This window comes from Streptomyces pratensis (genome assembly GCF_016804005.1).
GTDB classification, from domain to species: Bacteria; Actinomycetota; Actinomycetes; order Streptomycetales; family Streptomycetaceae; genus Streptomyces; species Streptomyces pratensis_A.
In genome coordinates this window covers 4,144,828-4,156,945 of record NZ_CP051486.1, presented here as the reverse complement: position 1 = coordinate 4,156,945, position 12,118 = coordinate 4,144,828, and the positions used below count along the sequence as shown (strand labels likewise).

At 68.1% G+C, this 12,118-nt stretch carries 9 protein-coding genes and 1 pseudogene; 7 read left to right on the top strand and 3 right to left on the bottom strand.

Annotated elements, in window-relative coordinates:
- The first annotated feature begins 84 nt into the window (after positions 1 to 84).
- Positions 85 to 1,278 (top strand): serpin family protein, encoded by a 1,194-nt coding sequence (locus HED23_RS16670; RefSeq protein ID WP_203184189.1) that lies wholly within the window; start codon positions 85 to 87, stop codon positions 1,276 to 1,278.
- Positions 1,279 to 1,612: 334 nt separating this feature from the next.
- Positions 1,613 to 1,996, top strand: a complete 384-nt coding sequence (locus HED23_RS16665) for a hypothetical protein (protein WP_203184188.1) — start codon at positions 1,613 to 1,615, stop codon at positions 1,994 to 1,996.
- Positions 1,997 to 2,433: 437 nt separating this feature from the next.
- Here the strand turns inward: HED23_RS16665 and HED23_RS16660 are convergent, their stop codons facing one another.
- A complete protein-coding gene (locus HED23_RS16660; protein ID WP_203184187.1) occupies positions 2,434 to 3,768 on the bottom strand; it encodes an aspartate aminotransferase family protein in 1,335 nt (444 codons plus the stop codon).
- A 99-nt stretch (positions 3,769 to 3,867) separates the two neighbouring features.
- Between HED23_RS16660 and HED23_RS16655 the strand changes: the two genes are divergently transcribed.
- Positions 3,868 to 4,617 (top strand): SDR family oxidoreductase, encoded by a 750-nt coding sequence (locus tag HED23_RS16655; protein WP_203184186.1) that lies wholly within the window; start codon positions 3,868 to 3,870, stop codon positions 4,615 to 4,617.
- A 48-nt stretch (positions 4,618 to 4,665) separates the two neighbouring features.
- Here HED23_RS16655 and HED23_RS35210 read toward each other — a convergent pair.
- Positions 4,666 to 5,145: pseudogene (locus HED23_RS35210) on the bottom strand (DUF6309 family protein); the annotation flags it as partial.
- Positions 5,142 to 5,963, bottom strand: a complete 822-nt coding sequence (locus HED23_RS16650; protein WP_203184185.1) for a phytanoyl-CoA dioxygenase family protein — start codon at positions 5,961 to 5,963, stop codon at positions 5,142 to 5,144. The gene HED23_RS16650 and the pseudogene HED23_RS35210, both read right to left, overlap by 4 nt.
- A gap of 449 nt (positions 5,964 to 6,412) precedes the next feature.
- Here HED23_RS16650 and HED23_RS16645 point away from each other — a divergent pair, with 449 nt between their 5' ends.
- The 4 genes from HED23_RS16645 (at position 6,413) to HED23_RS16630 (ending at position 11,697) form a co-directional block, all read left to right on the top strand.
- Positions 6,413 to 7,657, top strand: coding sequence for a GAF domain-containing protein (locus HED23_RS16645; protein ID WP_203184184.1), 1,245 nt, complete (start codon positions 6,413 to 6,415; stop codon positions 7,655 to 7,657).
- 109 nt (positions 7,658 to 7,766) lie between these two features.
- On the top strand, positions 7,767 to 9,290 hold the full coding sequence (locus HED23_RS16640) for an aldehyde dehydrogenase family protein (protein WP_203184183.1): 1,524 nt from the start codon (positions 7,767 to 7,769) through the stop codon (positions 9,288 to 9,290).
- A gap of 648 nt (positions 9,291 to 9,938) precedes the next feature.
- On the top strand, positions 9,939 to 10,637 hold the full coding sequence (locus tag HED23_RS16635) for a tectonin domain-containing protein (protein WP_203184182.1): 699 nt from the start codon (positions 9,939 to 9,941) through the stop codon (positions 10,635 to 10,637).
- Between the two features lie 496 nt (positions 10,638 to 11,133).
- Positions 11,134 to 11,697 carry a dihydrofolate reductase family protein gene (locus HED23_RS16630; RefSeq protein ID WP_203184181.1) on the top strand — a complete coding sequence of 188 codons (564 nt, stop codon included), beginning with the start codon at positions 11,134 to 11,136 and terminating at the stop codon, positions 11,695 to 11,697.
- Positions 11,698 to 12,118 lie beyond the last annotated feature (421 nt).

Here is a 12,118-nt window from a genome sequence, read left to right as displayed (position 1 = left end):
GTGACCGCGACGTTCAATTCGCTCGCCGGTCGATACTTCCGGGCTCTACTCTCGCGAGGATCCGGGAGCAAGGGAAGGGCAGTCATGGCCAGTCACAGCACAGTCGCTGCCATCAACGGACTGACCTCGCGTTGGGCCGCGGCCCTGCCCCCCGGCGGCACCGTACTCGCTGCCGCCGGGGTGTGGCCGCTGCTCGGCCTTCTCGCAGACGCTGCCACAGGCCCCGCCCGGCAGGAACTCTCGGCCGCACTCGGCATCCCGGTGGACGACGCCGCAACGGCAGCACGAGACCTGCTCTCCACACTCGGCGCGACGCGTGGCCTGAGTCTGGCTCTGGGGCTGTGGACCCGCGGCACCCTGCCCATCGAGTCGGCGTGGCTGGACCGACTGCCCGCCGATGTGCACGGGCAGCTCACCGGTGATCCCGTCAGCGATCAGCTGCGCCTCGACGCCTGGGCGGCCAAGTGCACGGACGGGCAGATCGACGCGATGCCGATCACGGTGAACGGTGAAACCCTGCTGGTGTCGGCCAGCGCCCTGAGCCTCCGCACCGACTGGATCCGGCCCTTCACCCCAGGCGGAATGGAAGCCGAGACGGGGCCCTGGCTCGGCAAGGACCTGGCAGGCCTGTACCGAAGTACCAGGCTCCTGAACCGGGTCGGCGTCGCGGACACAGCAGCCGGCCCCCTCACCGAACTCCAGGTCATCGGCGCCCATGGCATCGACGTCCACCTCTACCTCGGAACACCTGAAGCCACCGCCGGCCAGGTACTGACTGCCGCCGTGGCCACACTCCACAACCGCAGGGCCATGGTCTCCGGCGATCGCCTCCCTTACCGCGACCCCGGCCCCGGGCTGTCCGTGGCCCGAGTCCCCAGCGAGGACGGCGAACCCATGCTCCACGTGTCCACCGTGCCGTTCACAGTCGATGCCCACCACGATCTGTTCGACAGCCCCGACCTGTTCGGCCTTCGCACGGCAGCGGACCCCTCACAGGGCCACTTCCCCGGCATCAGTGCCGAACCCCTGGCCATCCAGCACGCCGCTCAAGCGATGACGGCGACCTTCAGTGCGCACGGCTTCCGCTCCGCAGCCGTCACCGCCTTCTCCGGAATTGCCGCGGGCGTCCCGCGCCACCCCTTCCGCGCCCGCGAGATCAGCGTCTGCTTCGACCGTCCCTTCGGGTTCCTCGCCCTGCACCGCACCTCGCGGCTCGTCCTCAACGCCGGCTGGGTCACCGACCCCGACGCCTTTGAGGAAACCTCATGCGACCGGTGAGCGCCCTCGTGGGACGCAGGGCCGCAGGGAGCCTGGCCGGGTACGAACAGGGGGCGATGCCGAGCACGGCGCGGTGAAGGCCATCGCCCTTGAGCCGGCAGTGGCGGAGGTCTTGTCATGTCTTCACGTGGGCGGAGGGTTGCTCAACGCGGCAAGAGGTGGAGGGTGGGGACACGGTAGAACAACTCCAGTCCCGAGCTGGGTGCCGGGGCCGGTGCGGCCCACCCCCCATTGCCGCGAGTCCTCACGACCTCTGTCCGGCCGGTGAGACCGTACCGTACCCAGGCCACGGACAATGCGGTGCGGGTCGTCGGCAGACGGGCAGACTGCGCTCATGCATCTCCCCGACCGAGCCGTTGCCGCCACCGCGCTGATCGAGGTCGTGAGGATCTCCGCCCTCCCGACCGAGCAGGGCGCCCGATACCCGGGCGAGGTCGTCGCCCACTGGGCCGGGCACGAGGTCGCGGACGCCTTGACCTTGATCGAGACCCTGCCCGGCAGTGAACAGCACCGCTGCGGCTTCTCGCCAGGCTGGAGCATCCGGGCGTACGAGGAATCCCTGGACCTAGCGTTGTTCGAGGCAGCATTCTGCTTCAGGTGCCACGAGGTCCGTATACACGGAACGGCCGTGCCACCCGCGCTGACCACGCAGTTCTTCGATGCGGACACCACGCCTGCCCGGGCCCTCCTGACCCTGTTCCGCACAGCGGCTCCGTAGCCGGCCGACGGAACGAGCGTGGGTCGCGCAGCCTTCGGGCCGTCAGCTTCCCGAACGGGGCAGCGTCCGCACCGCTCGTGTCCTCGCCGCCCCGGGAACCAGCCCCGTGCCGTCCTCGCTTCCTGATCGTCGATTGCGCGAACGGGCAGCCGAAATCGAGGCCGTCCGCAACTGAGACGCGATCGTGGTGGCCGTTGCGGTCACGGCGTCGGAGCGGTGCTGGGCGGCCCGTCAAGCGGGCTGAGCGCCCGCCCGACCGGTCGTCCGTCGGGGGACGGACTGCACCGATGGGCGGGGTGGTGGCTGCGGGGGTGTGGCCCTCAGGAGGCTTCGGTCTCCGGTCTCGGGGGTGGGTGGGTCTCTCCATGTTCCTTCGGGAATCCCGCTCGAGTGCAGTGCCGGAGCCAGCTGGTCCGCCCATCTGTATCCGGGAGGTTTCAGAGAGCCCTGAACGCGCCTTCCACCGCCTCACAGGTTGCCGTCAGCTCGTCGTCGGTCACTGCTGCTGAGACGAACCAGCACGCCATTCCGTAGGCGTTGCTGTGTACGCCCCGCTTGAGGAGTTCGTGGCGGAAGGCGTCGTAGCGGGGCTGGTCGGCGTGCAGCAGGTCCCGGTACCGCCGCGTCGGGGTGCCGTCGGAGGTGAACACGACCTGGAACATCGCGCCGACGCCTTGCACCGCGCAGGGCACGCCCCGGTCGCGGCCGGCCCGCCGTACCGCCTCCATCACTCGGCGGCCGGTCTCGTCGATGCGCTTGGTGACGGCGGGGTCGGCGAGCGTACGCAGTGTCACGAGGGCGGCGGCGGCACACAGCGGAGAGCTGTTGTAGGTGCCGCCGTGCTTGACCCGGCCCTCGGCCAGCGGTTCCATCAGGTCGCGCCGCCCGGCGAAGGCCGCGATCGGCAGCCCACCGCCCAGGGCCTTGGAGTACACAGCGAGATCGGGGAGCACCCCGAACAGCCCCTGGGCACCTGCCGGGCCGGTGCGAAACCCTGTGCACACTTCATCGAAGATCAGGACGATGCCACGCCGGGTGCACTCATCCCTCAACACGTCCAGATAGCCGGGCTCGGGCATGGTGCACGCGTTGTTGGCGACAATCGGTTCGCAAATGACCGCGGCCAGCTCGCCGCGGTAGGCGTCGAGCACAGCGCGCAGAGCGATCACGTCGTTCCAGTGGCAGACGACCACATCGTCCACCACTCCCGCCGGGATACCGGGAGAATGCGGCACCGCACGAGGGGTGGAGTACGGGCCGGCCTCGCTCTCACTCGGACGGTTCGAGATCGCGAGGGTGTCGGTCCAACCGTGGTAGTGCCCCTCGAATTTCAGGATTCGTGTCCGTCCGGTGTACCCACGGGCGGCGCGGACCGCTCCTTGAACCGCCTCCGAACCGGAGTTGGCGAACCGTACGAGATCGGCGCACGGCACCATCTGCTGTATCTGCTCAGCCAGTTCGACTTCCAGGACATTGCAGGTGCCGAACATCGTTCCGGCACGGATCACGTCCGTGAGGGCCTGCGTAAGCAGGGGAGAGGCATGGCCGAGTACGGCGCTGCCGTACGCGATGAGGAAGTCGATGTACTCGTTCCCGTCCACGTCACGGATGCGGGCACCGGATCCGCTGTCCATGTAGAGCGGATAAGGATGCGGGCCCGTGGAGGTCAGCCGGGAAGAACTGCTGATGCCGCCTGCGAGAGAATTCTGCGCCCGTTCGAACCAGGCCCGGCTGCTGTCCGTGCCGTGCAGCGCCTGGAATCCGCCATTCATGTGGTACTCCCGTTTGGTGAGGAGGAGGAAGGACAGCCTCGAAGAGCCATCCGCCGGAAGGAGCGGGGGAGAGCGTGCGTGCGAGAGGGGGCGAGCGACGTGGCTGAGAAGACAGCGGTCATCACCGGCGCTGGAAGCGGAATCGGCCGGGCCTGCGCATTGGGCCTGCTGGCTGATGGATGGACAGTGGTGCTGACCGGTCGACGCCAGGAACCGCTCGAGGAGACCGCCCGGCTCGCCCCGGTTGCGGACCGCGAGCGGGCCGTGGCGATGCCGGCGGACATCACTGTGCCGACAGCTGTCGATGAGCTCTTCGTCCGGGTCGCCGACCGATTCGGCCGGCTCGACCTGCTGTTCAACAACGCAGCCGACACCATGCCGTACACCCCGACCGAGAACGTGAGCGCGGAGGACTGGCACCGGGTCATGGACTCGATAGCCACCGGCACCTTCCTCTGCTCACGTGCTGCGTTCCGGGTGATGAAGGAGCAGTCCCCGCGCGGCGGCCGCATCATCAACAACGGTGCGCCTTCCGCGCAGGCACCGAGACCGGACTCGATCGCATTCACCGCCGCCAAGCACGCGGTGGCAGGTATGACTCGCTCGCTCTCCCTGGACGGCCGTCGGTACGACATCTCCTGCGGCCAGATCGACATCGGGAATGTGACACCGTCGGACCGGCCTCAACCAGCGGTCCGGCAGGCGGACGGCTCACTGAGGGTGGAGCCCACCATGGACGTGAGGCACGTCGTCGACATGGTGCGTGCGATTGCCGCCCTGCCGGTGGGGGTGAACATCCAGTCCGTCCTGGTCATGCCCAGCGCCATGCCATACGTCGGCCGCGGGTAGGCCGGACGCATCCAGTCCCGCCAGGTACGCCTTCGCACCGCGCATAAAAGCCAGCCGGCCGTGCCGCTCCCAGGCGAGCATCCGGTGCAGCCCGTCCAGGTGGATCAGCCCTTCCCGGACCGCAAGGCCCTCGTAGTCCGCTCCGGGCACAGCACACGTGCTGAGGAACACGGGAGTCGGCGGCCCAGCCGTCTGCCGGTCGAGTTTGCGTGCACAGAGCGGATTGGTCCCGGCGTACGACGGGCCCAGTTCGACCAGCCGGGCGGCTGCCGCGGCGAGCGTGAGCCCCGCCTTCGGAATGAGCTCCTGCCCGCCGTTCTCGCCCAGGTGCCAGGGCAGTACGACACTCAGCAGCTCGATACGCTCCAGCTCCACCAAATGCCAGCGCCCGCCCAAGACCAGGTCCGCGTCGTGCAGATGAGTCAGTGCCTCGTCGTTCGAGTTCGCCTCGTCGCCCTCGTCGAAAGGGTGCTCCTCGGCGAAGTGCCGCAGTACCGAAGTGAACGTGACACTTTCCAGAACCTTCATGCTGCCGGCCCTTCACTCTCATTCTCATGATCTGTTTCGTAGGCGTGGAAGTGCCGCTCCTCGAACAGCTCCGGCCACTTGCCGTCGGCGAGCCCGCGTTCCCGCGCGACAGCCAGCACCTGTCGCCAGTAGGGCTTGACGGGCGGCCACTGTATGCCCGGCCCTGTTCGGCAGTACGAAGCGTCAATCATGTACCGGAAACCTGCCCCGTCCACGCGCCCGGGCGCGGCGCGCCGCGTATGGAAAAGCGCCGAGTGCAGGATCACGGTCGACCTCGGCGGTAATTCGTCAAGCAGGACTTCCCCCGGCAGTACGGCCGTTCCCAGCGCGGCGCGTACGTTCTTCTCGGCGACCTCCATGTGCGAACCGGGCAACAGTGCCAGCCCGCCCATCTCGGGCCGTAGCCCGCCTATGTAGTGCAAGGCGTGGACCATGGGATGCGTACGGTCGCGCTGGGGGCGCTGCTCGTAGTCGTGGTGCCAGCTCTTACCGCTGCCACCGGCCGGTCGGCGGTCGCTGTGCAAGTGATGAAAGGCAAAAGACGGTCCGAGAAGTTCACCCAGCAGCTTCAGCAACGGCGGGTGAACAGCCAGCTCGCCGTGAGCCGGCATATGCAACTCGACCACCGAAGGCGGCCCGAACTCCTTCAGGCCGCGGCAGGCGTCGATGGACCGCTGGCGCAGTCCGGTGTCGACCCAGTGATCTACTTCCGGCGACAGGCGCGTGACGAGCGCGGCCGGCAGGAATCCCGGCAGGACGAGATAACCGTCCACGAAGAACTTCGCCACATCGACCGCCGTACCCGCATCGTCGCTCATGGAGCAAAACCTCCCGCGTTCAACAGGGCGCGCCCGAGACAGGATGGAAGCTATCCCTGCCTTCGCCTCTCCATGCGCTGTCCGGGACAAATGACCGAAAGTACGCCAGTGGAAGTCCAGGTGTCGGGCGAAAGTCCAGTAGGCGAATGGCGGCGTGCTGTCTCAGTTGCACGGCGAGTACCTGCGCATTTCGGCGCAGGCGAGCGGGACGAACGGCAAAGCGGCCGTCTGCCCCGCTTATGTTGATGCGGGCGCCGTCTTGACCTTCCGCGCACCCCGGATCCCGGGCGTCGCCTCACTGAAGACATACAGACCCTCATGCCTCCTCCTTCTCCCGCCCCGGCACTCCGGACTCACCGGGCACGATTCCCCCGCACCCAGCGGTTGTCGGCGACGCCCGCAGCCTCGACGATGGGGAGGATGTCACCAAGGAGGGGAGACCCGAGCCGATGGACCCCTGGGTGGCTCTGACCGCCGACTCCGGCGCCCGGCTCGGTGAACTCCGCCGTGCGCACGAAGTGTTCACCTCCGACGGCCGGCTGGAGACGCCGGTACGCTCCGTGGTGGCCCAGTCGTGGCGGCGATCCGCCCGGGCGCGGGTCAGCCCGGACGGGGCGGCACCGGTGGAGCTCTGCGCGGACGAACTGGGACCGTACCGGGACGCACACCCCCTGGCTCGTGTCATGCCGGTGATCCGCGAACTGATGAGTGCCTACGCCATGGACGGCGAACATCTGCTCGCGGTCTGCGATGCGCACGGCAGACTGCTGTGGGTCGAGGGACATGCGAGGGCCCGCCGGCGCGCGGAGCGGATGAACTTCGTGGAGGGAGCTCGCTGGGCCGAGTCGGAGGCCGGGACGAACGCACCCGGCACGGCGCTCGCGGTCGACCGGCCGGTCCTGGTCTTCGCCGCCGAGCACTTTCTTCGGCCGGTCCAGCAGTGGACGTGCGCGGCCGCCCCGCTGCACGACCCGCACACCGGCCGGGTGCTCGGTGCCGTCGACATCACCGGCGGGAACGGTCTCGCACATCCGCACAGCCTGGCCTTCGTACAGGCTGTGGCGCGCGCCGCCGAGTCCCAGCTCGCACTCGTCGCACCGCGGTCCGCCGGTGGGCCCGCACAACTCTCCGCGCTCGGGAGCGACGAGGCGCTCCTGGTTCTGGACGACCGCAGGATCCGGCTCAGCAGACGCCACAGCGAGATCCTGGTTGCGCTGGCCCTCCATCCGGAGGGCCTCGGCGGTGACGAGCTGCTGATCGAGGTGTACGAGGACGAGTCGGTCCCCCCGGTGACGCTCCGGGCCGAACTCGCCCGACTGCGGCGGCTTCTGGGACCCGAGCTGCTGCGCTCGCGTCCGTACCGGCTCGGCGCGCCGGTGGACGCCGACTTCGACACCGTCGCGCGCAGGCTGGAGTCCGGGGCGGTGGCGGCAGCGCTCGGCGCGTATGCGGGCCCCCTGCTGCCGCGTTCACAAGCTCCCGCAGTCGTCCGGCTGCGGCACCGGATCACCGGCCAGCTGCGGGCCGCCCTGATCGCACGTGGCGATCCGGGGCTGCTCGCCGACTGGGTGTACAGCCCGTGGGGCGCGGAGGACCTTCCTGTCTGGCGGGCGCTCGCCGCAGCACTGCCTCCGGAACGGCGGGCGGCACTCCTGGCCAGGGCCCGGGTGCTCGACGCGGAGCAGCGCGCGTAGCCCCGCCCGGTGGAAGGGTCCGTGCAACGGCGTTGCAACGTCGTGCTGCCTAGCCTCCCTGCGAGGGCCGTCCAACGGCGGGCGGCACCGGATCCGGGAGGCCACAGAGATGACCCGTTACGCTGCGCCGGGCACCGAGGGCGCCATCGTCTCGTACGAGTCCCGTTACGACCACTGGATCGGTGGAGCCTATGTTCCTCCGGCCCGGGGCCAGTACTTCGAGAACCCGAGCCCCGTCAACGGCCGCCCCTTCACGGAGATCGCCCGGGGAACCGAGGACGACGTCGAGCGTGCCCTGGACGCGGCCCACGCGGCAGCCCCCGCCTGGGGAGCTGTATCCGCGGGTGACCGTGCGACCGTCCTGAACCGGATCGCCGACCGCATGGAAGAACATCTGGAGGAGCTGGCGGTCGCCGAGAGCTGGGAGAACGGCAAGCCGGTGCGCGAGACTCTGGCTGCTGACATCCCGCTGGCCATCGACCACTTCCGCTACTTCGCGGGTGCGCTGCGCGCCCAGGAGGGCTCGCTCAGCGAGATCGACGACGACACCGTCGCGTACCACTTCCACGAGCCGCTGGGTGTGGTGGCTCAGATCATTCCGTGGAACTTCCCCATCCTGATGGCTGTCTGGAAGCTCGCCCCCGCGCTGGCCGCCGGGAACGCGGTGGTCCTCAAGCCGGCCGAGCAGACCCCCGCGTCGATCCATGTGTGGATGAGCCTGGTCGCGGATCTGCTGCCCCCCGGCGTCGTCAACATCCTCAACGGCTTCGGCGCGGAGGCGGGCAAACCGCTCGCCTCCAGTCCGAGGGTCGCGAAGATCGCCTTCACCGGCGAGACCACGACGGGGCGCCTGATCATGCAGTACGCCTCGGAGAACCTCAAGCCCGTCACGCTGGAGCTGGGCGGCAAGTCGCCGAACCTCTTCTTCGACGACGTATGGGCGCTGGACGACGACTTCCGGGACAAGGCGCTCGAGGGCTTCACCATGTTCGCCCTCAACCAGGGCGAGGTGTGTACCTGTCCGTCGCGGGCGCTGATCCAGCGCGGACACTACAGCGAGTTCCTCGAAGCGGGCATCGCCCGTACCGAACAGATCGTGCCTGGGCACCCCTTGGACACCGACACGATGATCGGCGCGCAGGCATCCGGCGAGCAGCTGAAGAAGATCCTTTCGTACCTCGAGATCGGGCAGCAGGAGGGTGCGAAGATCCTGACCGGCGGTCAGCGCATCGAGTACGGGGGCGAGCTCGAAGGCGGCTACTACGTCCAGCCGACGATCTTCGAGGGTGACAACCGTATGCGGGTCTTCCAGGAGGAGATCTTCGGCCCCGTGGTCGCCGTGACGTCCTTCTCGGACTTCGACGACGGAATCAGGACGGCGAACGACACGCTGTACGGGCTCGGCGCGGGCGTATGGACACGGGACAACAACACCGCCTACCGGGCGGGCCGGGCCATCAAGGCGGGCAGGGTCTGGACGAACTGCTACCACGCCTATCCGGCCCACGCCGCTTTCGGCGGATACAAGCAGTCGGGAATCGGCAGGGAGAACCACAAGATGATGCTGGAGCACTACCAGCAGACCAAGAACCTCCTGGTCTCGTACTCGCCGAAGAAGCTCGGCTTCTTCTAGACGGCCGGGGGGAGGCTTCTGACCTGGCATTTCGACTGTCAGGCACTTCCGCTCAAAGCGGGGGCGGGCCTTTTCCGCCTTCTCGGGGACGCGTTCCCGTCGCCGCCCGTCCTCTCTCAGATCCGGATCAGCCGGCTCATCCGGCGGCGGGACACGCGTGCACAAAGAGCTCTCGACAGCGCCGCAGTGACGGCCGCCGTACCGGCTGACACGGTGTGGGCGCCATGGCTTGCTCGAAAGAAGGACAAGGATGTCGCGTCGGCCGCAGGGTCGCCGCGAGGAGCAGGAGCCCCGCTGGCGCCGTCCTGAGAGACCTTCGGGCCGTGCCGCACGGGGGCTGAGCTCGCTCGGGATGCTCCTGGCCTCTCGTACGGCGCGCGAAGCGCAGCGGCCGGAGGCTGCGGGTCCGGCTTCCCCTGCTCTCTTCATGGCGTCAACGGAAAGGCCGGATCGGCCTTCGTGTGGGTTACGGCGATTCCGGCCTGGCGTGATGCTTCAGGAGAGCGCATGGCCTCTGCGTCATGGGGCCGGGGAGGCGTAAACGTCGCTTTCCGGATGATCTGCTCGGTCCATCGGTTTGTGTATCTGTTTGGTGGTTCTCGTTGCGGCCGAAGTACCCGATGCAACGTCGAACTGAAAGGCATGTGCATGGCTGATTGGAAGAACATCTCCGGTGGGCTCTCCACGATCTCGGTCGGATCCAGGACGCACGTCTGGGGTGTGAACGGCAGCGGTCAGATGTACCGCTTCACCGGTCATGACGCGAACCCGTGGGTGGGGATCCCCGGGAGCGCGGTCGACATCGGTGTGGGTGCCGACGGCACGGTGTGGCACGTCAACTCAGCCGGTGGGATCTACCGGTACACCGGAGACCAGGGTGCAGTGAACTGGGTCAACGTCTCGGGCGGTCTGACCCGGATCTCGGCCGGGTCCAGGACCAACGTCTGGGGCGTGAACGCCAACGGCCAGATCTATCGGTACACCGGTCATGACGCGAACCCCTGGATCGGCATCCCCGGGAGCGCGGTCGACATCGGCGTGGCCGCCGACGGCACCGTGTACCGCGTGGACTCCGCCGGCGCCATCTTCCGCTACACCGGGGACCAGGGCACCACCGACTGGGTCAGCGTCTCGGGCGGTCTGACCCGGATCTCGGCCGGGTCCAGGACCAACGTCTGGGGCGTGAACGGCTCCAACCAGATCTACCGGTACACCGGTCATGACGCGAACCCCTGGATCGGCATCCCCGGGAGCGCGGTCGACATCGGCGCGGCCGCGGACGGCACCGTATGGTGCGTCAACTCCGCCGGTGCCATCTACCGTTACACCGGCGACCAGCCGAGCTGACCCAGCCGCACAGCGTGGTGGAGGGCCCCGGCCGAACCACGCCAGGGCCCCTCCGCCACCCTGGCAACACCACAGTCCCCCCTCTGCACCCGAAGACACCCGCCCATGCCGTTCCCGCACCTCGTGGTGCACAGGCGGAATCGCTGCTCGGCCCGCCGGCCCTGGTGGTCGACCCGGTCGATGTCGGCCACCGGCTTCGGGCGACGGGGTACCTCGGGCTGCTCACGGCACAGCGCTCACCACCGGGCCACTGCCGAGCGCCCCGTCATAAGGCCCTTCTGTATACGCCCCGGACCGTCGCACATGCGCTCCTCCTGTCCCGGTCCCAAGCGCTTCACCGGCTGAGGCGGATGAGCGGTCCCATGCGAAATCGAGATCGTCCAGCGGGAAGCCGTCGTATTCCGCCTTTGAATCCGCCCAGGAAACCTCGCGAGTCGCGATGGCTACTGCGTCCGGCGGTCGTACGGTACGAACCGTTACCGAGGGGAGACTCTTGATGCGCAGCGTGACCTATTCGATGAGCATCTCACTTGACGGCTACAGCGTCGGGCCGGACGGCGGCCTCGACTGGTCGACTCCCGACGAGGACGTCTTCCGCTTCTGGATCGACGAGATTCGAGGGGTCGGCGTCCACCTGATGGGGCGACGGCTGTACGAGACGATGCTGTACTGGGAGACCGCCGACCAGGATCCATCGCCCGACGATCCGACGCGCGAGTGGATCTCGCTCTGGAAGCCGCTCCCCAAAGTGGTGTTCTCCACCTCCTTGTCCACGGTGCAGGGCAATGCCCGCCTGGTCTCCGGCGGCCTGTCGGAGGAGATCGAGCGGTTGCGGGCCGAGCCGGGGGAGGGTGACATCGCGATCGGCGGCGCGACTCTCGCCGCCGAGGCGGCCGCGTCGGGGCTGATCGACGAGTACCAGCTCATGGTCTACCCGGTGCTGGTCGGCGGTGGCATTCCGTTCTTTCCTCAGCGCGAGCGCAGGGTGGATCTCGAACTGGTCGAGACCCGTACCTTCAGCTCAAGAGTCGTCTACCTCCGCTACCGTGTTGCGCGTTAGCCTGCACGTACACCGATCCCTCGGTTATCTGCAAGGGGGCTACGAACCACCAGGTTGGGGTGACGGTGTGGGGGGCAGGGCTTGGTGAGCGAGAACTCTCATGCCGGCACCGTCGAACTGGGCTTTGACCTAATGATGTTGAGCATCACAGGCGCGGGTTTTCCTGTCGGCGTCCGTCCAACTCCTCATATCTGTCCGGGGCTTTCTTCCTGAGCTTGTGGTGGGGGTCGTCACGACGCGTCCGCCGGTCTGTGCTCCGAGTCCTTGGTAGCCGTCATCGGCAAGGATGTCGATCGCTGGATTGCCGATCAGGCGGTCTGACCGGGGATCCCGGTGCCGTCGATGAGGACCGGTCTTACCGGTCGCGCCGAGACGGTCAACGACCTCGGCCAGGGTTCGCAGCCGCACGTCGGGGCCGATG